Annotated in this window: 29 protein-coding genes; 4 read left to right on the forward strand and 25 right to left on the reverse strand. The window is 50.7% G+C overall.

Annotation, left to right across the window (positions count from 1 at the left end; genetic code table 11):
* Positions 1–228: 228 nt before the first annotated feature.
* Entirely contained in the window at positions 229–606 is a 378-nt protein-coding gene (locus tag AC50YG_RS25760) for a hypothetical protein (protein WP_494830989.1), read from the forward strand.
* Positions 607–751: 145 nt separating this feature from the next.
* Here AC50YG_RS25760 and AC50YG_RS25765 read toward each other — a convergent pair whose 3' ends face one another.
* The 6 genes from AC50YG_RS25765 to AC50YG_RS25790 all read right to left on the reverse strand — a co-directional run bounded on the left by AC50YG_RS25765 (position 752) and on the right by AC50YG_RS25790 (position 4,766).
* Positions 752–1,282 (reverse strand): hypothetical protein, encoded by a 531-nt coding sequence (locus AC50YG_RS25765; protein ID WP_494830991.1) that lies wholly within the window; start codon positions 1,280–1,282, stop codon positions 752–754.
* A 15-nt stretch (positions 1,283–1,297) separates the two neighbouring features.
* Positions 1,298–1,984: an amidase domain-containing protein gene (locus AC50YG_RS25770; RefSeq protein ID WP_494830992.1), complete on the reverse strand. Its 687-nt coding sequence runs from the start codon at positions 1,982–1,984 to the stop codon at positions 1,298–1,300.
* A 412-nt stretch (positions 1,985–2,396) separates the two neighbouring features.
* On the reverse strand, positions 2,397–3,086 hold the full coding sequence (locus AC50YG_RS25775) for a YjjG family noncanonical pyrimidine nucleotidase (protein ID WP_494831317.1): 690 nt from the start codon (positions 3,084–3,086) through the stop codon (positions 2,397–2,399).
* A gap of 45 nt (positions 3,087–3,131) precedes the next feature.
* A complete protein-coding gene (locus tag AC50YG_RS25780) occupies positions 3,132–3,398 on the reverse strand; it encodes a DUF2164 domain-containing protein (protein ID WP_494830994.1) in 267 nt (88 codons plus the stop codon).
* A gap of 3 nt (positions 3,399–3,401) precedes the next feature.
* Positions 3,402–4,202, reverse strand: a complete 801-nt coding sequence (locus AC50YG_RS25785; RefSeq protein WP_494830997.1) for a PhzF family phenazine biosynthesis protein — start codon at positions 4,200–4,202, stop codon at positions 3,402–3,404.
* Between the two features lie 111 nt (positions 4,203–4,313).
* Positions 4,314–4,766 carry a GyrI-like domain-containing protein gene (locus AC50YG_RS25790; protein WP_494831001.1) on the reverse strand — a complete coding sequence of 151 codons (453 nt, stop codon included), beginning with the start codon at positions 4,764–4,766 and terminating at the stop codon, positions 4,314–4,316.
* 218 nt (positions 4,767–4,984) lie between these two features.
* Between AC50YG_RS25790 and AC50YG_RS25795 the strand changes: the two genes are divergently transcribed.
* A complete protein-coding gene (locus AC50YG_RS25795; RefSeq protein ID WP_494831003.1) occupies positions 4,985–5,557 on the forward strand; it encodes a GNAT family N-acetyltransferase in 573 nt (190 codons plus the stop codon).
* A gap of 221 nt (positions 5,558–5,778) precedes the next feature.
* Here AC50YG_RS25795 and nrdF read toward each other — a convergent pair whose 3' ends face one another.
* The 3 genes from nrdF to nrdI form a co-directional block, all read right to left on the reverse strand.
* Complete coding sequence (gene nrdF, locus AC50YG_RS25800) at positions 5,779–6,735, reverse strand: class 1b ribonucleoside-diphosphate reductase subunit beta (RefSeq protein ID WP_473759935.1); 957 nt, start codon at positions 6,733–6,735, stop codon at positions 5,779–5,781.
* 302 nt (positions 6,736–7,037) lie between these two features.
* The gene (nrdE, locus tag AC50YG_RS25805) at positions 7,038–9,122 is read right to left on the reverse strand and encodes a class 1b ribonucleoside-diphosphate reductase subunit alpha (protein ID WP_341282003.1); all 2,085 of its coding nucleotides are present in this window, start codon (positions 9,120–9,122) and stop codon (positions 7,038–7,040) included.
* The gene (nrdI, locus tag AC50YG_RS25810) at positions 9,109–9,468 is read right to left on the reverse strand and encodes a class Ib ribonucleoside-diphosphate reductase assembly flavoprotein NrdI (RefSeq protein WP_494831006.1); all 360 of its coding nucleotides are present in this window, start codon (positions 9,466–9,468) and stop codon (positions 9,109–9,111) included. The genes nrdE and nrdI overlap by 14 nt, the downstream gene beginning before the upstream one ends.
* A gap of 266 nt (positions 9,469–9,734) precedes the next feature.
* On the opposite strand from nrdI, the gene AC50YG_RS25815 reads away from it, so the two are divergent.
* Positions 9,735–9,956: a hypothetical protein gene (locus AC50YG_RS25815; RefSeq protein WP_473759939.1), complete on the forward strand. Its 222-nt coding sequence runs from the start codon at positions 9,735–9,737 to the stop codon at positions 9,954–9,956.
* A 213-nt stretch (positions 9,957–10,169) separates the two neighbouring features.
* Entirely contained in the window at positions 10,170–10,802 is a 633-nt protein-coding gene (locus AC50YG_RS25820; protein ID WP_473759941.1) for a thymidine kinase, read from the forward strand.
* Between the two features lie 146 nt (positions 10,803–10,948).
* Here the strand turns inward: AC50YG_RS25820 and AC50YG_RS25825 are convergent, their stop codons facing one another.
* The 16 genes from AC50YG_RS25825 to AC50YG_RS25900 form a co-directional block, all read right to left on the reverse strand.
* The gene (locus tag AC50YG_RS25825; RefSeq protein WP_494831009.1) at positions 10,949–11,716 is read right to left on the reverse strand and encodes a class I SAM-dependent DNA methyltransferase; all 768 of its coding nucleotides are present in this window, start codon (positions 11,714–11,716) and stop codon (positions 10,949–10,951) included.
* Positions 11,717–11,730: 14 nt separating this feature from the next.
* Complete coding sequence (locus AC50YG_RS25830; RefSeq protein WP_494831011.1) at positions 11,731–12,693, reverse strand: CvfB family protein; 963 nt, start codon at positions 12,691–12,693, stop codon at positions 11,731–11,733.
* Positions 12,690–13,037: a ribosome silencing factor gene (gene rsfS / locus AC50YG_RS25835; protein ID WP_341281997.1), complete on the reverse strand. Its 348-nt coding sequence runs from the start codon at positions 13,035–13,037 to the stop codon at positions 12,690–12,692. Before rsfS ends, AC50YG_RS25830 begins: the two co-directional genes overlap by 4 nt.
* 3 nt (positions 13,038–13,040) lie before the next feature.
* The gene (yqeK, locus tag AC50YG_RS25840) at positions 13,041–13,613 is read right to left on the reverse strand and encodes a bis(5'-nucleosyl)-tetraphosphatase (symmetrical) YqeK (protein ID WP_473759947.1); all 573 of its coding nucleotides are present in this window, start codon (positions 13,611–13,613) and stop codon (positions 13,041–13,043) included.
* Positions 13,591–14,193, reverse strand: coding sequence for a nicotinate-nucleotide adenylyltransferase (gene nadD, locus AC50YG_RS25845; RefSeq protein ID WP_494831014.1), 603 nt, complete (start codon positions 14,191–14,193; stop codon positions 13,591–13,593). Before nadD ends, yqeK begins: the two co-directional genes overlap by 23 nt.
* A gap of 107 nt (positions 14,194–14,300) precedes the next feature.
* On the reverse strand, positions 14,301–14,615 hold the full coding sequence (gene yhbY / locus AC50YG_RS25850; RefSeq protein WP_046229655.1) for a ribosome assembly RNA-binding protein YhbY: 315 nt from the start codon (positions 14,613–14,615) through the stop codon (positions 14,301–14,303).
* 42 nt (positions 14,616–14,657) lie between these two features.
* Complete coding sequence (gene aroE / locus AC50YG_RS25855) at positions 14,658–15,536, reverse strand: shikimate dehydrogenase (protein WP_494831016.1); 879 nt, start codon at positions 15,534–15,536, stop codon at positions 14,658–14,660.
* A gap of 71 nt (positions 15,537–15,607) precedes the next feature.
* The gene (gene yqeH, locus AC50YG_RS25860) at positions 15,608–16,735 is read right to left on the reverse strand and encodes a ribosome biogenesis GTPase YqeH (protein WP_473759952.1); all 1,128 of its coding nucleotides are present in this window, start codon (positions 16,733–16,735) and stop codon (positions 15,608–15,610) included.
* Positions 16,732–17,256, reverse strand: coding sequence for a YqeG family HAD IIIA-type phosphatase (locus tag AC50YG_RS25865; protein ID WP_341281992.1), 525 nt, complete (start codon positions 17,254–17,256; stop codon positions 16,732–16,734). Before AC50YG_RS25865 ends, yqeH begins: the two co-directional genes overlap by 4 nt.
* Positions 17,257–17,405: 149 nt before the next feature.
* Complete coding sequence (locus tag AC50YG_RS25870; RefSeq protein WP_494831019.1) at positions 17,406–19,649, reverse strand: DUF4129 domain-containing transglutaminase family protein; 2,244 nt, start codon at positions 19,647–19,649, stop codon at positions 17,406–17,408.
* Complete coding sequence (locus AC50YG_RS25875) at positions 19,646–20,902, reverse strand: DUF58 domain-containing protein (RefSeq protein ID WP_494831021.1); 1,257 nt, start codon at positions 20,900–20,902, stop codon at positions 19,646–19,648. Before AC50YG_RS25875 ends, AC50YG_RS25870 begins: the two co-directional genes overlap by 4 nt.
* Position 20,903: 1 nt before the next feature.
* Positions 20,904–21,863: an AAA family ATPase gene (locus tag AC50YG_RS25880; RefSeq protein WP_494831023.1), complete on the reverse strand. Its 960-nt coding sequence runs from the start codon at positions 21,861–21,863 to the stop codon at positions 20,904–20,906.
* 139 nt (positions 21,864–22,002) lie between these two features.
* The gene (gene spoVAE, locus AC50YG_RS25885; protein ID WP_473759966.1) at positions 22,003–22,353 is read right to left on the reverse strand and encodes a stage V sporulation protein AE; all 351 of its coding nucleotides are present in this window, start codon (positions 22,351–22,353) and stop codon (positions 22,003–22,005) included.
* Between the two features lie 4 nt (positions 22,354–22,357).
* Positions 22,358–23,371, reverse strand: a complete 1,014-nt coding sequence (gene spoVAD, locus AC50YG_RS25890; protein ID WP_494831026.1) for a stage V sporulation protein AD — start codon at positions 23,369–23,371, stop codon at positions 22,358–22,360.
* A gap of 1 nt (position 23,372) precedes the next feature.
* Positions 23,373–23,864 (reverse strand): stage V sporulation protein AC, encoded by a 492-nt coding sequence (gene spoVAC / locus AC50YG_RS25895; protein ID WP_494831028.1) that lies wholly within the window; start codon positions 23,862–23,864, stop codon positions 23,373–23,375.
* A 420-nt stretch (positions 23,865–24,284) separates the two neighbouring features.
* Entirely contained in the window at positions 24,285–26,315 is a 2,031-nt protein-coding gene (locus AC50YG_RS25900) for a beta-galactosidase (RefSeq protein ID WP_494831030.1), read from the reverse strand.
* Positions 26,316–26,421 lie beyond the last annotated feature (106 nt).

Genomic DNA, 26,421 nt, shown 5'->3' on the forward strand with positions numbered 1-26,421 from the left:
ATGCCTTCACTTGTTCCTTATTGAATCTCGCCATCGGTGCCATCCTCTCAAACCAGCCTTTCTTCTATTGTAATCGGGTTTGAGAGTTTACACAGAATATTTTACAGACTCCAGCTTGGCATATATACAACAAAGTACCAGATGATTATCTGTGATCGAATACCGCTAATCATGACGCATAAAGATAATATATTGTTAAAAATGTATTTTGAGGGGTATCGCCACACTATGATCAATGAAGTTGCTAAGTTCTACTTCTCTGAAGTCCAGCAGCTAAGATTGAATGTAGATCTGCTCATAATGGGAAGTAAGAAAAATGCAAACGAGCAACCTATTAAATACATTCCGAATGCTCAACTCAAACCTCGTAATATAAGTAATGATTCTGCAAAAAAAGATCAGTCTCTGTTAACTGGTATTATTGATAAGGCAACAATTGAATTTCTAGTGTCGCGTTTTGAGGAGTTAAAAAACAAAGGAAACCTCTCGAGTGATATTGAAAATGAGATTAGAATTGCTGAACAAATTATCTTGGAATATACGAAGTCCGGTTCAACGGATTGGGAAAAGTATACCATTCTATATCAATTGATGCCTAAGTTGTAATCCTGATTTCTGCTCGGATCGTCATCCAATGCTAGTTACTTGGTGCTCGAGCTCCTATTAATAAAGTCATGGCCTAAGGATGGACGGTATTTCAATCTAAAATAAAGGAGCTGCCACAATCGGGCAGCTCCTTCGAAATGCTTTATTATTTATACTGTTCTGGATATAGTTCTTGATTAAGTTCGCTAGTTGCTGACATGAACTGATCAATCAAGGACTCACCATCAGCAGATTTGTTCAACGACTGACTCTGTGCCTTGAGCTCAAATTGAGCAATCAATTCACCTTTTTGCTCCAGTTCCTTTAGAACCCTTTGTACGGCCGGGTCTTCAGAATCCTGCTGGTCAGCATAGTGGGCACTTTCAATCGCATATAAGTCTTTGTATCCTGCAAAAACTTGGTTAAATTCTTCTAGCGCACTTTGCGGATTGAGTTCAGCCTCTAAATCTCCAGCTTTACTCGCCAACTCCTTTAATTTCTGTTCTTCTGCAGTTGTGGCTCCTGGGGCATCAGCGATCTTCTTCTGTGCTTCATAGCTTTCATTAGCATAGTCAACCTTCTCTTGAAGGGAAGGGACATTAGCTTCGGCTTGGTTAGAGGCACTGTTTCCCCATACGAAGCCACCAATCGCTAACACACCGCAGACAGATAGAATCATCCACGTTTTTTTATTCAACGTTTCCCAGCTCCTTTATAATTTAATTTTGATGGAAACAATCCACGAGCCGTAGGCTACGTATGATTTTAAGGAGATATCCTTATTCCATGTTCCACTATTGATAGAATGTTGAGCAACCTTTAGATCGTTGCCAGGGCCGTAGCCATTAACAATCTGAGAATGAATCGTATGTCCGCCAGAGTTAACATGTTGGACAATATCCCCGCGGTAAAGCTCATCATATATCGGCTGGAAGTCATTACTTAATTCCTGAGATGTGTATCTCGTTGCTTTGTATGCTTTCTTCCCACCAACACCATTGATAACAGCAAAATGCTCCCGGAATTGATGTGCTCCTGTCCAAGAAGAAGTTCTCGGATTAGTGGCAGGTGGAACATTTGGCCCATAATAGTACCAGTCTACGGTGTTTCTGTTGTAGCCTTTGGTTCCGTTAAAAGCTAACCCACCTCCTTCATACAATGCTTGAGACACAAAGTTCGTGCAATCCCCCCCATCACTATTACTGCCATAGCTGGCGTAAGAAGGATTTGATGACGTTGCCCAAGTTTCTGCGTAATCGGCGGCGCTTGCACGACTAAAAGTACTGTTCGTAGTGGATGAGTTCGTAAACATTACGTCTGCTGCAAACGCTTGTGAAGATGTTAAAAGAGTGGCACCAACTACAGTGGCAACAATTGCTGACTTCAACTTTCCCTTCAACTAAAATTCAGCTCCTCCTGCTACTCTCGATTTTGCTGTGTCGTAAAGTTAGATAAGTTAGGTTATTCAGGTTGTATGCCTCACTTTAGCCAAACAAAGAGTGCTACAATTTTTATCATAACAGACTCATCGATGTTGTTCCCTGAAGGAATCAAAATCCTGAAATCTGATACAACCAGTCTTCCTATCTATATAGACGCACAAAACAGTAAAAGGTTCCATAAATTTCATTATTAGATCAAAAAAGTAAATCGAATCAAACACGGCTTCGTGACTATATAGACTATTTCATCTGCTGTACGGCGAAGTTGTATCAAGCTACTGGTTGTTCTTCTAGAAAAGTATGTTCGGAATGATCGGTTACCCATTCAGAATAGCGGAACCTCAGTCCTCTGAAAATCTGTCGTTTGATTTATCCATTTATAATGGAAAGCAGCTCAGACAATCGTTGAATTTCAAAAGCCGGTTTAACCGCCGTCGTATTGCTCTTCCGGTGCGGATTAAACCAGCATGTATCAATGCCGCTGTTCATGCCACCCTGCATATCGGAGGTCAAGGAATCGCCGATGATGATAATTTTGGACGGGTCAGTTGCTCCCAGCTTCGCGAACGCATAGTCAAAAATGCCCTTATGCGGCTTCTGGTATCCCGTCTCCTCTGACACAATAATATGCTCAAAAAAATCATTCAGCCCCGCTTTGCCAATACGCGACAGCTGTACCTCGCGAATGCCGTTCGTAATAACCGCCATACGGCAATGACCCTGCAGGCTGCTGCATAGCTCTACAGCGCCTTCGATCAGAAAGCTGCCCTCGCCTAAATAGTTCAAATAGCAGGTGCTAAATTCGTCTGCCGCGATGTGAGGGTTATTTTCAGCAAACAGCCGTCTAAACCGCTCCTCTCTAAGCTCCGCCAGCGTCACCTTTCCCTGCTCATAATCGTGCCAAAGCTGCTGGTTAATGCTGCGATAACGCGCCACGTAATCGCTGCCTGCAAGCGTTATGGCATAATCCCGGCAGGAGCTTGTGAAGGCATGTGCCTCCGCCTGCCCATAATCGAGCAGCGTATCATCGATATCAAACAAAATAATGTCGTATTTCATATTCGCTTTGCTTATTTCCACTTGCATAAACACTCCTTCAGCCTATTAGCGAGAGCCTCCGCGCGGTGCGGAAACATTTTTCTCCAGCGCATACAGCTCGTCTTCCATCGCTTGCATTCGTTCGACTACTGTCGTTCTCGCATCCTTAATCGCCTGATTATAAACATGCGGGCCGAGCAGCGCAACCATATGGTCAAGCAGCTGCTCCGCTGCAATGGTACCGATTTCCTCCGAACGCTCCAGCTCAAAATAGTGCTGTACCTGCTCAATCAGCTGCTGCTTCTGCTCTCTTTGCCATTTTAGCTTCATCATCGGTTAAATCTCCTCCAGTTCACCGCGCATCATTAGAACGGCTTGTCCGCTCAATTGAACGCGATCCAATATATTTTTCACCTTTACAAAACCGCCGCGAGCCGACGCCTGATAGCCTACCAGCTCGTCCCTACGCAGCCGCTTCGCCCAGTAGGGCGCCAGCGCGCAATGGGCCGAGCCTGTCACCGGGTCCTCTTGCACGCCCCCTTTCGGATAAAAAGCCCGCGACACAAAGTCATGGGCTGCCTGGCCTTCGGCGCGAGCCGTCACAATGACACCCCGCCCATCCAGCAAGCTCAGCTGCGAGAAATCTGGCTTTAGCCCGCGCACCGTCTGCTCACTGTCCACTTCAACAACATAATCCATACGGTTGCGTCCCGTATAACGCGGAATGAGCCCAAGTCCCTCAATGAGCGCCTCGGGCGCTTTGGCCGGAGCTGGCGGCTCCGAAGGGAAGTCCATCGTTATCTCCGCCTCATCTTCCCCTAGCTCTACAGTCAGCACGCCGCTTTTCGTCCAAAAGGCTGCCGCCTGACTTACCCCCAGCCGCTCCGTCTTCCACAATACGAAAGCAGCCGCGAGCGTAGCATGTCCACATAAATCCACCTCCTGCGTAGGCGTGAACCATCGCAGCTCATAACCGCCCTCGCGTGGTGCGACAAAAGCGGTCTCGGGCAAATTCATCTCCGCCGCTACTTTTTGCATCCATCCTTCATCACTCAGTGCCGCCAGCAGACATACCGCTGCCGGATTACCTCCAAACGCCTTGCTTGTAAACGCATCTACTATGTAAATAGGCACCATGCTGGCCTCAGTCCCCTTCCTGTTCATGTTTATCAACAAATAAAAAGGAGGCGTCCCGCTCAGGACTCCTCTCCTATTATAACGCTTCTAATTTGTCTGGCACAGCTTGTTCTAATCGGCAAGCGGAATAAGAAGCTCAACCGCTTCCTCCTCCAAATGCTGCTCCTGAATATAAAAGACTTCAAGCGCGACAGCGCTCTGATGCTTCTCAAGCTCCTGCTCGTTCATCCAGGCAAATAGCTGCTCGTAGGCTTCTCCAATTCGTTTGTTCGTCGATGCAACCATCGCATAACGATGGGTTGGGATGGTGAACTGCACCATGCCATCCGGCACTTCCTCTGACGGCGGCATTTCGTAGCAGGCCCAATAAGTGGCAAATACTTCGTTGCCAAAATACGGGCTGTACAGCAGCGGTGCCTTCGACGTGGTATTCAGCTCATGCTTGCGGGCTAGAAACTCGCTTTGCAGGCGAATCGCCTCATCCGGAAAAGTAGAATACGGGCCGCAATAACTAATCCCTACTAAATGAAGCGTTGGCTTCGTAATAATTGAGCAGTTGTCCACGCGAATTCCCCCTTTTCATCGGTCAGAACAGTTGCGTTAGGATGAGCTTTCACCCGCAAATAGTGTAACATGATTGCCCTCTGAGTGGTAGCCCATTATCCCGAATCGGCAGCAAGGAATAATAGTAAGCTGGTTGCAGTTGCTTTTTCATTTTCGTTTAAGCAAGCTGGGATATGATAGGCTCGCATCCCATCTTCTATAAAAGGCGAGTGAACCGCATGGGCTTCGACGATTTATTTTCCTCATTCCCTTTTCTACATACGAAAAGATTAACCCTGCGCCAAATGGCTGTGCAGGACGCCGCAGACTTGCATGCTTTTTATTCGGATATGAAGGTGACTCGGCATTTGGACTGGCTTGGCCCAGACTCCATTGAAGCTTGCAAAATGCTGATTGAGTCTTGGAATGAGGCCTACGCGGAGCGCAGACTCATTCCATGGGGCATTACGCTGCAAGGCAGCACACCTATTATGGGAACGGTTATGCTGATGCCGACAAGAGGCGAATTTGAGGTAGAGCCCCGTTATCCGCTTACGATCGGTTATGACCTTAAGCCGGATTACTGGAACAAAGGCATGATGTCCGAAGCGCTGCAGGCTGTGATGGATTTTAATGACAAGCATATTCATGCCCGCCGCATCCAAGCCGAGGTCCACCCTGAAAACATCGCTTCGCTCCATGTGCTCAAAAAGCTCGGCTTTCAGCAGGAAGGCGTGCTGCGGCAATATTTAATGCATGAAGCCACCAAAAATTTTCTTGATGTTATCATGCTGGCTCTATTATTTAGTTAGGAGATAATCAAATTTTATACAAGGTGAAACGGCCGAAAGCCGTCCTTTGGCGGCGCGGTACGTTTCAGTCCGAGAAATATAGAGAAAGGATGAGAAAATCATATCTTTTCCTATATTTCAAAAAAAGAAGCACTCGGCTAACCTAGCCGAATGCTTCTTTGTGTATAAGCAAGGTGGAGATATTAACCTCGCAAGGCTCTTTCCACCCAATTCATTCTATACTAAAAGTTAAAAACAAAATCATCATCGTTCAATTGCTCGACGTGAATCGTCCGTACGTAGCCATTGCCTTTTTTGGAGAAGAAATCATGCTGTTTTGTGTGTGTGCTGATGCCATTGAATACGATCGGATTGACCGGCTCATCGGGGAACACACCGTCAAAGCCAAGATTCATCAGCGCTTTATTCGCATTATAACGCACATACGTTTTTACTTCTTCCTCTAGGCCAAGCGGCGAATACAGCGAATCGGTATAAAGAACCTCATTCTCGTACAGGTCGTTAAGCAGTTGATCCAGCTCAGCCTTAAGCGAAGTCTGCTCCTCCGGCGTGAAGGTGTTAAACAGCTCCTGTGCCAGCACGCCAACGTACAAGCCGTGGATGCTCTCGTCACGCAAAATAAGGTCGATAATTTCGCCGCTGCTCGTCATTTTGCCTTGACCTGCCAAATAAAGCGGATAGAAGAAGCCGCTGTAGAACAAGTAGCTTTCCAAAAATACGGAGGCTGCCATTGCTTTATACAGATCCTGCTTTGTGCTAATGCCTTCATACCACGAGGAAATAAGCTCCGCTTTTCGTTGCAGATGCTCGTTTTTCTCTACCCATTGGAAAATCTCGTCGATCTCCTCTGTAGACGCGAGCGTCGTGAAAATGCTGCTGTACGATTTGGCATGAATTTGCTCCATCATCGACATAAAGGACAACACCGCTTTGCGCTGCAAGCCATCTACATGCTCCAAAATCTTCGGCATGCCAATACCGCCCTGAATCGTATCCAGCAGCGTCAATCCGCCAAGCACGTTTTTATATAAGCTGCGCTCGGCGTCGCTCATTTCCATCCAGTCCATTTTATCGTCGGATAGAGGGATTTCTTCGTCCGTCCAGAATTGCATGACGTTCTGCTGCCAGAACGTCAGCGTAAAATCATCATCCGGGCGGTTCCAGTTAACTGCCTTCATTATATATTAGGCTCCTTTGTAAAAGGCTGCGTGACGGCACCTAAAGCGGCCGCCCCACAACCTCATCTTTTTGCGCAAATCTATATAAGTTGAACTGATGACCGGTATAGACGCTATTGCAGCCACTGCGAGAAAGGTTGGACTTCCGGCCGCTGTTGTTTTCTGATTTCTTTGATGAATCCTCGTAGAGGATGAAATCTGAAAACAAAGGCGGACGCTATCGCTCCTCCAGTGCCAACCTTTCTCTCCGCCGCTCCAAGCTCTATTACCGATTTTTATTCAACTATATCTATTTTCTTGTTTTAAACCGCGCAGCTTGTGCACTCTTCTACGGATAGACGTTTCGTTCTTGTGTAATAGAGCGACTTCAGTCCTTTGTGGGCTGCGTAAATGTAGAAGCGGGCAAGCTCCCGAGTCGTCACGTTGCTGTTTACGTGCAGAACCGTGGAGATACCTTGATCCACATGCTGCTGAATTTCTGCAATCAGGTCAATGAGCTTGAACTGATCGATATTGTAAGCCGATTTGTAATAGAAGAAGTTGTCCTGCGACAAAAACGGCATTGGATAATAGGTTGTCGAGTTCGCATATGTCCGCGTCTCGATATGCTCAACGATCGGCATAACGCTCGATGTCGCATTTTGAATGTACGAGATGCTTTGCGTTGGCGCGATAGCCAGACGATAAGCGTGGTACAGGCCGTGCTGCTGTACTTTCGCCTTAAGCGCAGTCCAGTCCTCAGGGGATGGAATTTCCATGCCTTCGAACAAAGCTTTCACCGCAGCGCTGACCGGACGGTAATCCGTCTCTTCATAACGTGCAAAATATGTGCCCTTCGCATATTCGGAACGGTCAAAATCCTTGAACGTTTCGCCGCGCTCTTTGGCAATTTCCATACTTTGCTCTAGCGAATAATAGTTCATCATCATAAAGAACGTGCTAGCGAACTCCTTCGCCTCATCGCTTTCGTAAGCGATGTGGTTTTTCGCCAGATAGCCGTTCAGGTTCATCGCGCCAAGGCCGACGGAGTGAAGCTCCTCGTTCGCTTTGCGCACGCCTGGGGCGTTGTCGATATTTGAAAGATCGCTGACTGTTGTAAGCGCCTCGATACCAACATGAACCGATTCCTTGATTTTCTTAAGCTCCATGACGTTTACGATGTTCAGCGATGCCAGGTTGCAGCTAATATCGCGCTGAATCAGGTCATCCGTACCGTAGTCATTAATAACCGACGTCTCTTGCAGCTGGAAAATTTCCGTGCAAAGGTTCGACATCTTAACGCCGCCTACATCTTTAAGCGCATGAACGCGGTTCGCATTCGATTTATTCATAATGTAAGGATAGCCGGATTCCAGCTGAATCGATGCGATTTTCGTCATCATGTCACGTGCATTCATGACCACTTTCTTTTTCACCAAATCGTTCGCAAGCAGCTCCTCATACATTTCATCCATATCCATATCGTCCAAATATTTGCCGTAGGCTTTATTGACGGAATGTGGTCCGAAGACGTACAATGGCTTGTTTTGCGCAGCCAGCTCATAAAATTTATTCGGTATAATAAGGCCGATCGACAGCGTTTTGATCCGTGTCTTCTCATCGGCGTTAATTTTTTTGCAATCGAGGAACTCAATAACATCCCAGCCAAAAATATTATAATAGCCTGCGCCAGAACCTTTGCGCTGTCCCATTTGATCGGCATAGGAGAATGCATCCTCCATCAGCTTAAGCACAGGCATAATGCCTTTCGCCGCACCCTCGACGCCTTTGATCGGCTCGCCGCGTCCGCGCAGCTTCGAGAGGTTGACCGCTACGCCGCCGCCGATTTTCGACAGCTGCATGCACGTGCCAATTACATAGTTGATGGAATTAAGCGAATCGTCCATTTCCAGCAGGAAGCAGGATACCATCTCGCCGCGGCGGCTTTTGCCCGCATTAAGGAAGGTAGGAGTTGCAGGCTGCAGCCGCTGCTCAATCATCGCCTCCGCGATGCGCAGTGCTCTTGCTGCGTCGCCTTCACCCAGATGCAGCGCAACAATCGCAACGCGGTCCGGATATTGCTCCAAATATTGCAGCTTGTCATTCGTTTTCATGGCATAGTCTTTGTAAAACTTGGAAATGGCCATATACGACTGAAACTGGAAGCTGCTGTTTGCCGTTAAATCAAATACAGCCTCAACTTGCTCATATGTATAATGGTCAAAAACGTTGTCGTAGTAGTCATTGCCGATCAAGTAGTCAAGCTTCTCCTGGAGCGAGGCGAACTTCACGCTCTTCTGCTCAACTTCCTCCATAAATGCTGCTACTGCCTCTTTATCCTTGTCCAACTGGTAAAAGCCGTCAGCTCCGCGCTGCATCAGCTCATTATTCAACTCAATATGCTTCAATGGTTCGCACCCTTTCAACAAAGTTTTCCGTATCGTATTTCGTTCCGGACAACTCAAATTTAGAAATAACAGGGACATTGTATAGCTCGGCAATCGTATCTGCGCTTTTGGCAAAGCCCGTTCCCCAATTGCGGTTGCCGCTGGCGGATACGCCGCGAAGATGTTTGCTGTTGCGCTTCAGAAACGACAAGACCCGTTCTGGCACCTGTCCAAAGCCTGTCGTATACGTGATGAGAACGAACGGCTCCTGAATCGCTTCCTGCTCTTCAATCGGAATAACGCGCATATTCAATTTGTTAATAAATCGTTTGACGTTGCCCGTCTTGGAATCATAGACAACCAGCATATATTTCTCTCTCCCCTACCGGATATCAGCAATAGAAAAGCGCTTCTGACCTTGAAAAAGCGTCAGTTGCGCTAGTAGACTTAAAGTGTCGTTTTCCGTGCTTCACAACAAGATGTAGTTGCTGAATTTGATTCTACATCAATATATAGGTGGAGTCAAATGAAAAAATACGCCTATCTATGAGACCCGGTTTTAGGCCACTCGACTATTTTAACAGATACGGATATGATGTGGTAGAGTCATTTTTAATTGATACGGAGGTTAATATGAACAAAATTTTATCGCCTGAACAGCTCCAAGAGGCGCTGCATAAGCTATTTAAGGATGCCGGATATACGAATCCCGAGCTGCTTGAAAACATCGAATTATTAGCGGCAGAGAACGATCGCTTGAAGCAGGAAGTTAAAAAATGGCGGCTCGCTGCTGCACGTGGGGCAGCTGCAGGCACTTCCATGAACAGCCGCTTGAAGGACGCGCTTCGAGAATAATTTTTGACCAAGTAATTCAAAAAGCATACAACCTTCACATTGCATCGCAGGGTAATCCTGCTAAAATGATACAGGCACACATGGACTCAAGGTGAAACGGCTATCGCCGTCCTTTGGCCGCGCAGCACGTTTCAATCCGAGAAATATAAGCCTAATGATAAGTGCAAAACTTATAAATGCTTATATTTCAAGTGTAAGGGAGAATTAGGCCATATGGATAGAGGTTGGATTACGGTCATTATCGGCCCGATGTTCTCGGAAAAATCCGGCGAGCTCATACGGCGCTGTCATAAATTGCTGCAATATGGCCGCAAAAAAGTCAGAGCGTATAAGCCTGCGGAGGATAATCGGTTCGGCAGCGAGGAAATTGTTAGCCGCATGGGCTACCGCCTGCCGGCCTTCAACATTCCGAAGGAGCTTACGCCCGAGATGGCGGAGCGCATTTTGCAGGATACCAAGCATGCCGACGTCGTCGCTTTCGACGAGGTGCAGTTTTTCTCCAAAAGCATCATCCCTCTTATAGAGGAGCTTGCCTATAACGGCAAACAGGTCATTGTAGACGGCCTTAACATGGACTACCGCGGCAAAGCCTTTGGCTATATCGGCGGGCTGCTCGCCATTGCCGACGAAATTGTGAAGCTGACTTCCTTCTGCGCCGTATGCGGCGACGCGAACGCGGCGTTCACTCAGCGCGTCATTAACGGCCAGCCAGCGACGCTGGGGCCAGTCATTTTAATCGGCGATACGGAGAGCTACGAGCCCCGCTGCCGCCGCCATTTCGTCCCTCCGCATAAAGCGGTGGAGGAAGCAGAGGAAGAGCATACAGACGCTGCTGCGCAGCTCTGATTGCAGAGCAACATACTGTAGCGAAATTGCGACAGCAACCTCTTAGGCAACTCTAATATGAGCACAATAAAAGGCTTGCGCCGCCGCTCTGCTCCTGATGAGCATACGGCTGCGCAAGCCTTTTGGCGTTCTAGCAGAACGCCGTATTAAGATTTTACCGCCGCAAAAAAAAGCCGCTCCGAGCGCTCGTCTTGGGGCTGCAGCTTGAAATCGGCAAAACGCTCGACCTTGCTGAACCCGGCCGCCTGCAATTGCTCCGAAATCCAGTCCGCCTCATAAGCCCGCTGCACATGCATTTCTTCAAAGCGGCGAAACCGCTCTCCGCTTTCATGCGCAAAGATCGTCAAATGATGCTCAATTTCGCAGCGCTCCTCATCCAGCTCGCATGTCCAAATATAGGCCGCATTGTCCTCGTCCAGCACGAAGGGCTGCTCCTCCGCATAGCGAATGAGCTGCGCCTTCGGATGCACATCGAATAGAAATACGCCGCCAGGGCAAAGCGCCGCGTATACCGCCTTGAAAGCGGCAATTACATCCGCTTCCTCCGTCAAGTAATTGACGCAGTCGCAGAAGGAAATAACCGCGTCCACAGGCCCACCCAGATCAAATTCCCTCATATCCTGCTGCAGCCAGATAGCTGAGCCTGTACGTGCGCCATGGGCGGCAGAAAGCGCCTCATCCCATTTGCTGCGCGCCACGCTCAGCATATCCTCAGACAAATCAATGCCATAAACCTGCATACCGGTCAACGCAAGCGGTATCGCGATAGAGCCTGTCCCACAGCCAAGATCGGCAATAACAGAAGGCTTGCCATAACGCTCCCAGCATTGCTCTGTGAACCAAAGCCAATCCTCATAAGGCATGTCGCTCATTAGCTCATCGTATACCGCAGCGAACTCGCCATATGACTCCACCTAGAAAGCCCTCCTTAATCCTCAGATGAGCCTTCGGAAGCAGAAGCTTCGCCATTGTTCGACTTAACAGCCTCGCCTGCTGCGTCGTTGTCCCCAGCCGCTTCCACTAGATAGGTCCAGCTGCCCTTCTGGGTAATCAGACGCTCGCGCATCAGCTTGCCAATCGCACGTTTAAATGCCGATTTGCTGATGCCGAATTTTTGCTTAATTATGCCCGCTTCCGTCTCATCGGAATAAGGCATGCCGCCGCCCGGACGCTCCTTCAAAAAGGCAAGCAGACGGTCGGCATCCTCTAGACGGCCCACTTCCTTCTGCTGGCCCATCGACAGATTCACCCGTCCATCCTCGCGGATAAAGGTAATGCGCGCCGATACCCGCTCGCCAAGACGAAGCGGGCGCACGCGATCCGGTGCCGGAATAAGACCATATGCGCCAAAGCCGACAACCCCGCCGTCAATCAGGACGAAAGAGCCCATTTGCAGCGACTTCGTTACCCAGCCATGGGTCCACTGGTTGCGCCAGGAATCTGGTGCCGCAAATACGAGCGGCCCAAGCTCATCCTCGCCTGCAAGCCGGGCGATAAGTCTGCCGCTTTTGTCATGGCCCAGCACAATGTGAACCTCATCACCCGGCAGCGGACGATAATCGACATTTTCCGGCAGCTCCGAAAGCGGCAGCAGCAGCTGGCGGCCAAGCCCGATTTCGAGAAAACAGCCCAGCCGCGGGTGCACATCCGCTACCTTAAGGCGTGCCAGCTCGCCGAGCTTCACCAGCGGACGCTTCATCGTTGCAGCCAGTCGATCCTCGGTATCAAAAAATATAAAGACTTCAACCTCATTGTTAACTTTGGGCTTGCTGCCGACCAGCTCCGTATAATGCATCAGCACCTCGGATTCGCCATCGGTCAAAAAATAGCCGTAGGGCGACACTTCGCGTGCCACCCTTAACGTTATTGTCGTACCGGCAATCAAGCTCATGCGAATTCCACAACTTTGGCGTCAGACCAAAGCTTTTCAATATTATAATAGTCACGCTCGTCGCGGTGGAATACGTGAACAACCACATCGCCAAGGTCAACCAGCACCCAACGGGCCGAATCCATGCCTTCAATCCCGCGAACACGAACGCCGCGCTGCTCTGCCGATTTACGAATTTCCGTCACAATCGCCTGTACCTGTGTATCCGAATTACCCGAGCAGATTACGAAATAATCCGCTACCAGGGAAATTTCCTGCAAATTCAAAGCTACAATACGCATAGCCTTCTTATCTTCCGCTGCAGCAACCGTTGCTTGCAGAAGCTCCTCCGAATGTACCGTCATAACTCAGCCTCCTGTTTTTAACTCTTCTATTAAACCATTACGTGCTTCTATTGTCAGTGGAAAAATGGCCTTGCCTTTTTTGAGCAGCAGCAGAATCGTCGAATCAAATCCCGCCAGCAGCGCCTGCTCCAAGCTATCCTTGCTCAGCCTGCGAATGTCGTCGACACCGGGAAAATCGCGCCCAGGCTCCATATAATCCGCCAGACAAACTACCTTGTCCAGACGCGTCATCGCAAGGCGGCCCGAAGTATGGAAGCGAATAGCATCCAGCACCAGCGCATCTGTGACACCATATTCATGCTCCGCGACCCAGGCTCCCACCTCGGCATGCCATAAATTTTTATCCTGTGCCAGCAATTCGGGCGCCAGCTGCTGATCGCGCAGCACCTTCTCCATGCGGTCGACTGGCCAATATTTCGCCACATCATGCAAAATTGCCGCCAGCTCAGCCTGCTCCGGATTTTCCCCGAACCTTACCGCCAGTTGAACCGCCGTTGCCATTACGCCTTCGGTATGCTTCCAGCGTTTCTCGGGCATTTGCGCCTTCACCGACTCAATCATTTGATCGCGCTCCATAAAGGCCCCTCCTCGTAATAAAATGAAACACAGCTTCCGGTACGAGATAGCGGAAGCTGCCGCCAGCTTGAATCGCTTCGCGAATCGCCGTAGATGAAATGCCGATGGGCGGCATATCCACAAACGTCAGCCGCTGCTGCAAGGAATCCGGCAGCGCACCGGCATCCGCCTCCGTGCCTTCCCGGTTAAGCCCGATGAAAGCAACCCGCTCCGCCAGTTCCTCAATCCGGTGCCACCCGGGCAAATCATTGACCCGGTCGGCTCCAATTATATAAGAGAAGGAATCCTGCGGATGTAAATGCCTCAGTTCCAGAACCGTATCGATGGAATAGCTGAGCCCGCCTCTTGCAAGCTCAATATCCAGTGCACGAAAATGGGGATTGCCGCTTATCGCTTCCTGCACCATCTGCAGCCGCAGCTCGCTGTGCTCGCCAGGCTCATGGCTTTTGAGCGGAGGCAAAAACGAGGGAATAAACCACACCTCATCCAGCCCGCAGCTTGTACGCGCTGTTTCTGCGGCAATGAGATGTCCGAGATGAATGGGATCGAACGTTCCGCCCATAATGCCGATTTTACGCATAGCCGCAGTCCTCCTTGTCTGTAAACTTCGCGCTTAGTCATTGCGGTGAAATAAATTCCGCTGCATACTTTGCCAGCAAAAGCGAGAACTCATTTCCTCGCGAGCCCTTAGCGTCCCGCTTTGACAGCTGGCAACTCGATTTTGCGGTTTTTCTCTTCCGATGCGCGTTTGTATAGCACAATCGTTTTGCCAATAACCTGTACCAGCTCGGCTTTAGCCGCTGCCGCTACTTCAACTCCGATTTCCTTCGGATCGTCCATGCAGTTGTTCAGCACGGATAGCTTGATCAGCTCGCGCAGCTCAATCGACTCATTAATATGACGAATAAGATGGTCATTCGTTCCACCTTTGCCGACTTGAAAAATCGGCTGTAAATGATGCGCCATCGCGCGCAAATAACGTTTTTGTTTCCCTGTAAGCATCGCTATATGTTCCTTCTTTCAAATAGTAATAAGAAAAAGTTGCTAGCCCTGGAGGGCAGCGAGTACCGTTTCGCGCATCGCTTGAACAGGCGCGGGCTGCCCTGTCCAATATTCGAAAGCATATGCGCCTTGATAAATAAACATGCCCAGACCGCCATGCGTCCGGCAGCCATGAAGCGCAGCATCCTGCAAAAACTTCGTCTGCAGCGGATTATATATTAAATCGCTGGCGACGCAGCCTTCTTTCAGCCACGAAGCATCAAGCGGACTTTCAACCACATTCGGATACATGCCTAAAGATGTCGTATTGATCACGACATCCGCGTCCGCGCATACCTTGCGCAGCTCGTCATTCGTGACCGCCGCGATATCTGCGCGGCGCTGCAGCGCTGCAGCCAGCTCCTCAGCCTTGCCGAGCGAGCGGTTCGCAATTGTAATGCGCTCCGGCTGCTCGCCTGACAGCGCATAAACAATGCCGCGCGCAGCTCCGCCTGCGCCAATCACAACAATCTTTTTGCCGGCAAGCTCCGGCTCCGCCTCTTCCTTAAGGGAACGGACGTAGCCGATGCCGTCTGTATTGTAGCCAATCAGGCGTCCGTTATCGTTGACAATGGTATTCATCGCCCCTACCGCTCGCGCGCTTTCGTCGATTTCATCCATTTCCTTCATCATATCCAATTTATGAGGAATCGTCACATTCACTCCCCGAATACCCATCGCCCGAACGCCACTAACGAAAGCAGGCAGCTCGCCTGCCGTAATGTGGAAAGCCAAATAAACACCTTTAATGCCCGTTTCCTGAAAAGCGCGATTAAGCATAATGGGCGACTTGGAATGATGAATGGGGTCACCAATTACTCCGTAAAGCACCGTATGGCTGTCAATGCGCTGCATTGCTGTATGGACTTCTCCCGCACTCATTTCCGCCAATATCCCCTCTCAGCTGCCCATGAAGTGTAAAGCATGATGACGAGCTTATCCCATCATAGCCGTTAAATCAATGAATCCCTTAGCAGCACCTTGATGCCTTTCGGGGCATATAAATCGAGCAAGGCGCCTGCCTCGCCGTTCACCTGAATCCAGCCTAGGCCAGAGATGAATACATCCTTCCTCGCTCCCCGCGGCACGCGCAGCGAGTGGCGCGTCCATGCCGGCATCTCGGCAAGCTCTTCGCGAGAAGGTCCGCCGAGCAGCTCGCCCTGATGATCCTCATAAAGCGCATCCGCACGCTCCATCTTCGTCCGGTGCACATTCAGCGCATTGGAAATGTACAGCGTAAACGATTGGCGCTCACCCTCTACAAAATCAAAACGGACCAAGCTGCCGATAAACAGCGTCTGCTGGTCATTAAGCTGGTACACAAGCGGCTTAATCGGCTTGTCCGGCAGCAGCGACTGCAGAAATCCACGCGGCACAATTTCCGTCATCCGCGTCGGATAGACGATGCCGGGCGTATCGATGATGAACCTGTCATCATCCAGCGGAATGTGTACAGCATCAAGCGTCGTTCCCGGATAGCGGGATGTCGTCAGCTCGCGCTCCAAATCGCTGTAATCTTTAATCAAGCGATTAATCAGCGTAGATTTGCCAACGTTGGTTGCGCCGACCACATACACATCGCGCCCTTTACGGTGACGATCAAGCGCCTCAATAACATGCTCGAAACCAATGTTGCGCTTGGCGCTGCACAGCACGATATCCAGCGTACGCAGCCCCTCACTCTTCGCCTGCTGCTGCACCCAGTTGCGGAGACGGTTCAGGTTCATTGATTTTGGCAGCAAATCGACTTTGTTGACGACCAGCAGCACGGGATTGTTGCCTACAAAGCGCTGCAGGCCCGAAATCAAACTGCCCTCAAAATCATACAAATCGACAATATGCACAACGAGGCTGTCCGTTGTTGCTACGCTGCTGAGCAGCTTCAGAAACTCATTTTGGTCCACCGTCACCGACGATGCTTCATTATAATTGCGAATACGGAAACAACGCTGGCATATGGCCGGCTCCCTTACTACTGCCTGCTCTGGCACAAAGCCAGGAAGCTCTGCATTTTCCGTTTGCAGTTTTACGCCACAGCCCGCACAAGACTGTGCTGCCAGACTAAGCTGCTCTTCCTTCACTTCTTCTCCCCCTCATTCCATAACCCATTTTTGCCAAGGCTCGATTTGGCGATACGCTCAATTCGGCGGTTGACCCGGGTCATGATTCCTTCATCAGCAGGAGCAATTGGCGCTACAAGAATCGTATATAATCCCATTCGATTGCCGCCCAGCACATCCGTCAGCATCTGATCGCCAATGACTACCGTCTCTTCCGCTTTCAGCTCCAATACCTTTAGCCCTTTGCGAAAAGACGTGTTAGCCGGCTTGCGCGCAGCATGAATAAACGGAATGTTCAAAGGCATTGCAAATTTGGACACTCTGGTTACATTATTATTCGATACGATAACGACTTTAAAGCCGCGCTCACGGACATCGTCCAGCCATTTGACCAGCTCGGGCGTTGCAAGCGGCACCCGCGCTCCCACAAGCGTATTATCCAGATCCGTAATAATGCCGCGAATTCCATTCTTATGCAGCTCATCTAATTGAATATCATAAACCGTATCCACACGCATATGTGGCAACAGTTTCTTGAACATAAGCGTTAAACCCCTTTGCTATTCTCCTGCTATCTTACGAAACTATAACATAAAAAACGATTTTGTTGCAAAAAAATACCGCTGTCCATTGCTTGGGCAGCGGCAGGCTGAATTTTTCCTTCTATATATAGTCGGTTAAAAGCTATTCATTATAATAGCGAAATAACATGCTTTACTTTGTTCACAAACTGCTCCGCCTCTTCTGGCGTTGCCGCTGTGCCACTGTATTTGGCTCGTTCAAAATCGTTCAGCAGTTGAGTGAGCTCGCTGCGAATATCTGTACGATGCTGCGCAAAGCGCTGCACGGCTTCCCGCAGCGTCTCATGCTCGGAGCGCTTTAGCCCCTTCCTCCGGCAAACGCGGAGCAGGCGCTCCGTTTCCCATACAATGCGGTCATTCGCCGTATAAGAGCGGAACCGGAAGCGCAGCCACGCTGCCCTCAGCGCTTGACGGCGTACAATTAAGCTAACCGCCAGCAATAATACAAGCAGGGAAATACCTGCAATATAAAAACCTTTGTACGAAACATCTGTTTTTTCGGCAGTTGCCGCCTTATCCGCCTCATCCGTGTCCTCTTCTACTTCTGGTGTAGGCGCTGCCGCATCTTCTCCGGCAATTGTATAAGGGAAAGCAAATCCTGCCGTCGGCTCAAAGGAAACCCAGCCAAAACCTGCAAAATAGATTTCCACCCAAGAATGGGCATCGGAATTGCGGACCGTATACGTGCCTTCTCCTTGTACAAACGTATCAATATCGAAGCGCTCTGCTGCATCAGCACCGAGGGCAGGCAAGGCTCCTGGCGCAAATCCCTTCACCCAGCGCGTAGGCAGGTCGACAGAACGGGCCAGCACCGCCATAGCCGTAGAAAAATAATCGCAGTAGCCTTCCTGGATTTCAAACAGAAACTGGGCGACAAAATCGTCAGAATCACCCGTCAGCTTGCCCAGATCAGGCTCATTCGTATAGACAAAATTCAAACGCAAATACGATTCCAGCATTTTTGCCCGATCATAGTCATTAGTCGCATTTTTAGTCAATTCCTCGGCAAGCTGCATGAGCTCGTCAGGCAATTGATCTGGAAGCTGTGTATAATGTTCCTGTTCACTAGAGCTATCTAAGCGCGCATTCGTACTGCGAAGCTTCGCTTCATCCAGCACGGGAACAGTGGACACGACAGAGTAGCTTTCCGGATATGGCTGCCTTCCCCTTCCCTGCAATGGAAAACGCAGCTCCTGATCGTCAGGAGCCCAGGTGAGCCGGTAGGACAAATTCGCTTCCGGATCATTAATCCAGTGAATTCGATTAATTGGAGCGGCCGCAAATAAAACGGGATACTGGTCTTTACGAATCATCGTCACCGTCTGCTCCACTTCAATCGTATCTGCCAGCTTGCGGTCATACGGCAGGGAAAGCTCCTGCTCCTTTTTCAGTTGATTGACGTTGTTAGGCTCCGCTCCTTCATCCAGCTCAAGCCAGCCGCTGCCAGTATAAAACGATTTTGTTTCCCCTCTCCAATAGCTTCGATGGGAGCTTGCAACCGTCATGACTGGCGAATAATCGAAGTTAAAGCCTCCGCCAAGCTGGTCATCATCACGCCCGTAGCCGGAGCTTGTGTCCAGCGTTACCCCTCCCGGATCCGAGCCTTTTTCGCCTAAAAAAACATTGACCTTCTCGCCCTTCGATTCTTTCCATATCGTATACGGGTCCCGCAGTACGGGCGAAATCGATGGCATAATCAGGCCTGCGGCCATCAGCAGCGCAAGCACCGCCGCGATAGGCATAAATAATTGCAAGGGATAATGCAGCAGCTCCTTCCAGCTTCCTGGATGGTGACGCTGAAAATGATGCAAATGCCCCGCTGCCAGCCATATGAGCCCCAGCAATACGACCCAAGCCACATTGTCCCAAAGCCAGATTGGGGTAAACGAATCGGCTACGGTCAAAACGAGCAAATTCGCCCCAATAAACCCGAATATGCGAATGCGTGACGTCGTCCAGACACTGAACAGCCCATACATCGCAAGCATAGCCAAGCTAAACCAAATATAGGGGTGGAATTGGAGCATCAGGCTCCAAAGAATAGCGGCGATTTTCCGCACGCCTTCCTCTGAGCCGGAAAAGCTGGGAGATGCGCCTACCACTATCCATGTTGAAACGACGACGAGTAGCAGCTGGAGCGGCATCCGCAGCCTGCGCCTCATCGCAGGAAGCAAGACGTCAACTGCACCCGCAAGCAGCAGCGTCATATAAATGCAGGTAAACGTAGATTTCCACCAATAGTTTTCAAAAACCGCAATCGAATTGATCAACGAAAAAATAATAATGATCCGCGATATTCGCCCATACCACTCGAATGCGGCATATTCTTTCAATCTATTCATTCCGCTTCTCATGCTCCGCCGCCTCCTTCAAGCACAGCCGGCAGCTCAGGCAGCTGCGTAAGTGTGAATACCGGCCAGCCACGGGCGCGCAGCAGCTTCTGCCAGTCCTGGTTCATCGCTGCCGCTAAACCGCCCACGTCCGCAATATGGAGCAGGCAAGGCTTTAGCCCTTTGCGTGCGAGCCATTCCAAGCTCGCGCTCGCCTCCTTGCCGGGTGCTGCGGAAATAACAAGCGCGATGGATCCCGAATCAAGCAGCGACTCCGACGCAAGCAGCGTCTGAAATAAAGGCTGCTCCGCATCTGCATTCACCGCCGTTAAATGCTGCATAATCGCGCCCCGTTGTTCGGCACCCGACTTAGGGGGGAAGATGGCCCTCTTCGATCCGGCAGACAGCAGTCCCATGGCCGTGTCGCCTCGTCCGCCGCTTTCAATGAGCGAAGCGGCCGCTGATACCGCGAGCTCAAAGCGCTCTGCACGCGCCCCGCTGTAGGCCTTGGCCTCGCGGTCGATAATAATGAGCGTTCGTGGCAGCGACTCCCGCTCAAACTCCTTGGACTTCCAATGCCCCGTGCGCGCCGTCGCATGCCAGTGAATCCGCGACAAGCGGTCGCCAGGCACATATTCGCGCACGCCATTGATTTGCGTCGTCTCCTTCGCCGAGCGCGAAGCGATAGCGTGGGAGTAAGGTCCGCGTGCACCAAGCTGTAGACCTCGCTGCTGGCGCAGGGGGACGATCTGGGGCATGACGCTGAACACCGATTCCTCCATAAAGCTGCCCGAATGCTCAAACAGCCCGAATACGTCATGGGAGGAGCATACGGTAGCTCCGAAGCGGTATTCACCGCGCTGCAGCGGAGGTGTCGTATACAGCACTTCGCCAGAACGCTTAAAATTCGGCACAAAGGAGGATTCGAATTGCAGCGCTTGTCCATTGTTGCGCAGCAATTGATCACGGACCAGCACAAACGGTATCGGATAATAACCGGGCACCTTTACCGAAAGCTTGACCGTAAGACAGCTTCCGGCCGCCAGTGCGTAATCGCCATGGCCGCCATCCGATTTGCGCAAGCTTCGGGTGCCGCTTACTTGGCTTATGCCGCTAAAGCGCCCTAGCATCAAATAAAGCAGCAGCCCATTCATAATAACGAACAACATCACGGCCGTTTTGCCGCCTTGAAATAATAAATATAGCAGCGCTCCTCCATACAGGAACGCGCTTATGAGCAGTCGTCTGCGTTGCAGGCTGAGCGTCAGCATTTCCATATCAGCGCTCCAATCTCACCGGCACTCTTACCTGTTCCATGATTTGATCTATCAGCTCGCTTGCTTTGTGGCCGTTCATTCTAGCCTCCGTATGCAAGGACAGCCGGTGAGAAAGCACATGCGAAGCAAGCTTCTTCACATCATCAGGAGTAACAAAGCTGCGCTGATCCAAATAAGCAGCTGCTTTGGCGGCCCTGGCAAACGAAAGCGCAGCACGCGGGCTGGCGCCAAGCTGAATGCCGGGATGCTCGCGCGTAGCTCTGACAATGCTGACCAAATATTTTGCCACGGCCTCATCCATATGGACCGCCTGCACCTGCTGCTGAATACGGATCATATCGTCCACATCGGCAATTTGGGCAATCTGGCTCTCCGGCAGCAGCCGCACCTCGCTGCCCATAATCATCTTCTGCTCGTCTTCCTCGCTGGGATAGCCGAGCGAAAGCTTCATCATAAAACGGTCAAGCTGCGCTTCGGGCAGCAAATAAGTACCTTCAAACTCAATAGGATTTTGCGTGGCAAGCAGCATAAACGGATGCGGCAGCGCGTAGGTGTCGCCATCTACTGTCACATGGCCCTCTTCCATCGCCTCCAGCAGCGCGGATTGGGTTTTGGTCGTTGCCCGATTGATCTCGTCAGCCAGCAGCAAATTGGTCATGACTGGACCTGGCCTGAACAAAAACTCCTCCTGCTTCGGATGATAAATGGATACGCCGGTTATATCAGTGGGCAGCAAATCCGGATTGCACTGAATGCGCCTGAACTGGCCGCCGATTGAACGGGCCAGCGCCTTTACGAGCTGCGTCTTCCCCGTGCCGGGAACGTCCTCTAGCAGCACATGCCCACCGCCGATCACGGCAATCATTAGCCTTTCAATTTGCTCTTGTTTTCCCAAAATACTATGATTTAGATTAGTAAGAATAGATGCGCATAATTGCATGTCAACCTGACGCGTTTCCATATGAATAACCTCCCGCAGCATATCAAGATGGATAAAGGCATATAGTTCCATTTTACAGCAGTCCAGCAAGTAAGTACAAATGCATCAATTTCCAAAAAAAACTGGAGGATCCCACAGGACCCTCCAGTTTTCCAGTCTATTACCCCTTTGGCCGAATAACCAATGCCGCCAGGAACGAGAAGATAATCGCAGCCGAGATGCCCGAGCTCGTCACTTTAAATATGCCGGAAATAACGCCAATCCAGCCTTGGTCATGCAGCTCGGTCAAAGCCCCGTGCACCAGCGCATTGCCGAAGCTCGTAATCGGGACCGTCGCTCCTGCTCCGGCGAAGGCAACGAGCGGCTCGTATAAGCCGATGCCATCCACCACCGCCCCAATAACGACCAGTGTTGCCATCGTATGCGCCGGGGTTAGCTTGAATACATCGAACATAATTTGCCCTAGGACGCAAATAGCGCCGCCAACTAGAAATGCCCATAAAAAAATCATCGCCTTACCCTTCCTTTCCGCAAATAGCGACTGCATGCGCAATGCCGGGAATGCTCTCGCCCTGCTGGAATGAAAGCGGCGACAGCAGCGCTCCCGTTGCAACGACCAATATGCGCTTCAGCTCGCCCCTTGCGAGCCGCTTAAGCAAATGGCCGTAGGTGACAACTGCCGAGCAGCCGCAACCGCTGCCGCCCGCCTGCACCTTCTGGCGGTTCACATCGTACACCATTAGGCCGCAATCGCCAAATACCGTGTCATTCATCGGCACGCCATTTTGCAGCAGCAGCTCATTGGCGAGCGGATGCCCCACACCAGCAAGGTCGCCTGTTACGATTAGGTCATAATCGCTCGGGGAACGGCCCGTATCATTAAAATGTGCTTGAATCGTATCGACGGCTGCTGGCGCCATCGCAGCGCCCATATTAAATGGATCGGTGATGCCAAGATCGACGATTTTGCCGATCGTGGCACACTCGATGGTCGGACCGTCCCCCGAAGCGGCAACGAGTCCTGCTCCAGCGCCAGTAACGGTATACTGTGCCGTCGGCGGCTTCTGCGAGCCATATTCCGTCGGGTACCTGAACTGCTTCTCCGCTGTGCAGTTATGGCTGCATGTGCCCGCCAGCACGTAATCGGCAGAGCCGGAGTTGACGAGCATAGCGGCAATCGATAGCGATTCCATTGAAGTCGAGCAGGCGCCGAAGACGCCAAGATAAGGAATGCCCAGCGACCGCGCTGCAAAGCTGCTGCTTATAATTTGATTCATTAAATCGCCGCCGACAAAAAACTGCACCATTTCCTTGTCTATTCGGGCATGCTGGAGCGCAAAGTCCGCAGCCTGCTCCAGCAGCAGCCGCTCGGCCTTCTCCCAGGTTTTTTGCTGCATATCCAGCTCAGGATGCACAAGGTCAAAATCCTCAGCCAGCGGGCCGTCACCTTCGTCTGGCCCCACTACCGTTGCCGCGCCGATAATGACGGGACGCTTCTCGAACCACCAAGTCTGTTTGCCGCGCAGCATATTATTGCCCTCCTGTGCCGAGAATGAGATGGACGATGCCCACGAAGAAGGCCGCCACGACGCCAAACACGATTACGGAGCCCGCCAGCTTGAACATATTCGCGCCAACACCAAGGACCAGCCCTTCAGCACGGTGCTCCAGCGCCGCCGAGCACATCGAATTGGCGAAGCCTGTGACAGGCACGGCTGTGCCGGCTCCTGCCCACTGGGCGATTTTATCGTACACGCCAATACTCGTCAAAATAACGGAAATGATAATGAGCACAGCGACCGTCGGATTGCTCGCATCCTCCGCTTTCATATGGAGCAAATGCATAAACAACTCCTGAATCACCTGACCCAGCACACAAATTCCGCCACCTATAATAAAGGCTTTCAGACAGTTCGTTCCTATAGAGCGGGAAGGCTCCCGCGTTTTGGCAAAATTCTGGTATTCCTTTGATGACATCGCCATCTTCTTATATTTTCCTTTGTCCGAGCTGCTTGCTGTCATAGCTTGCCCCCCTTTCCGTTATGCCCTGCTGCAAAAAGCTAAACCCGAGATGCGCGGACGCATCAGTTCTTGTTCATTATTTGTCATCCGAGGGGCTATTATGTATGCAGCGTATCGTTTTCCTTTTAAAAAAGAGCATTCGCCCGCTTTAGCCTCAGCTAAAACAGTCGAATGCTCCTTCTTATTTCTATCCCGCCAGCTAGCACGGACATCCAGCTTAAAATAATAGCAAAATCAACAGCAGAACGAGCAGCACATACAGCGCCAGCACGAGCAAAATCAGCTCCAGCTGCTTGCGACTGCTTAATGCATTTGCTTTCTTCATAGGCGGCCCTCCCTATAGCTATGCTTCTATACGTTCAGCATATGCGGGCAGGGGCAAATGCGGAGCTTGTCCGCTGCTGTTGTGTTGGCTGCTGCCTAGCTTTCCAAAATCGCTACGCCTTTCGCCCCGATTGCAAGCGATCCGTCTACAGCTTCTCCGCTCAGCAGCTCTTTCGTGAACGTGCTTGGAAGCTCGGTAAGCTGTACTGCTTCCGCGTTGTGATTCAAAATGAACGTAAAGGTGCTGCCGTTAATGGCACGCTGCGACACTTCAACGCCGTCTGGAGTCGCAAGCAGCGATTCAATGCCGGCGGCCTCGCATAAATGGGCCATGAAGCCTTGCAGGAACGTTTTGTCTGGGCTGGTTGCCACGTACCAGGCTTTGCCCTCGCCGAACGAATTAACCGTTACCGCAGGCATGCCTTTATAGAACTCGGAGCCATATTCAGCAACCACCTCAGCGCCTTCCGTATGAATCAGATCGCATAAAATACTGCCGGAGTATATCCCGCTATCAAGCGCTCCAAGCGGTTTATTTAGCACAATGTCATTATGCTGGCCCGGCAGCAGAGCATCGATTTCCTCTGCCCAAATGCCCAGCACCTTGCGCAGCTTGCCCGGATATCCGCCAAGCGTCACAATGTCATTTTCATTGACGATGCCGCTGAAAAACGTCGTGACGAAAGTGCCCCCGCGCGCAACGAAAGCTTCAACCTTCTCCGCAAAGCCCGGCTTCACCATATACATCACCGGAGCGATGACCAGATCGTAACGATCAAGCTGCTCCTCCACGCTGATCATATCCGTCTGAACATTCATTTGGAATAAGGCGTCATAATACTTATGCACCTCATCAAGATATTTAAGCGCAACAGTCGGACCGCTTGACAGCTCAACCGCCCAACGATTTTCCCAATCATAGACGATCGCCGCCTTGGAATTCACGCGCGAATCGAGAATGCGGCCAGACAGCTGCTGCAGCTCAGCGCCCAGCTCGGCGCATTCGCGGAATACGCGGGTATTTTCATGGCCGACATGCTCAATGACAGCGCCATGGTATTTTTCACAAGCACCGACCGAGCGGCGCAGCTGGAAGAACAGCACCGTATCCGCACCGCGTGCCACCGCCTGATAGCTCCACAGCTTCATAACGCCTGGACGCTTAAGCGAGTTGTACGGCTGCCAGTTTTGCTGGCTCGGCGTTTGCTCCATCAGCATGAACGGCTGGCCGCTTTTGAGACCGCGCATGAGATCATGCGTCATCGCCGTCAAGCTGAACGGCGTATCAATCGACGGATAGTTGTCCCAAGAGACAATGTCCATATATTTTGCCCATTCAAAATAGTCCAGCTCGGAATACGTACCCATTAAATTCGTCGTCACTTGCAGGTTAGGCGAATGCCGCTTAATCGCTTCATATTCCAGCTTGTAGCAAGCAAGCATGCTTGCGGACTGAAAACGGCGGTAATCGATGGAGATGCCCTGGAAGTTCGTGCGGTTATGTCCCCACTCCTCGCTGAGGGAATTAGGAGCAACAATTTCGTCCCAATCGTAAAAAGTGTGGCCCCAGAACGCCGTATTCCACGCCTTGTTCAGCTTCTCGAGCGTGCCATAACGCTGCTCCAGCCAAACGCGGAATGAGGCCTCGCAGTTGTCACAGTAGCAATAGCCGCCATATTCATTTGATACATGCCATACGAGTACAGCAGGATGATCTTTATAGCGCTCGGCAATCGTGCCAGCCAGACGCTCGGACAGCTTGCGGTAAGCCGGACTATTTGGACAGGAATTGTGGCGTCCGCCGAATTTGCGCTTGCGTCCGTCGTAATCGACACGCAGCACATCGGGGTGCTTTTTCGCCAGCCATGCCGGATGTGCACCTGTGCTCGTCGCCAAACAGACATAAATACCGTCCTTGTACAGACGATCAATGATGCGGTCCAGCCATTCGAGATCATAAGTATGCTCATCCGGCTGAATACGCGCCCACGAAAATACATTGACGGTCGCTACATCAATGCCCGCCAGCTTAAACATGCGAATATCCTCTTCCATAACAGATTCATCCCACTGCTCCGGATTATAGTCGCCACCGTACCAAATTTTCGGCAATTTTTCATTAATCAATGTAAAACAGCTCCTCTTCCATTTTCACTGGCCTTTTATTAACATAGCATGCCTATTGACAGAAATGAAGGAGAGAACTCATTTAAGAGTCCTCCCCTCCACAGAA

The organism is Paenibacillus sp. J31R34, assembly GCF_059383715.1.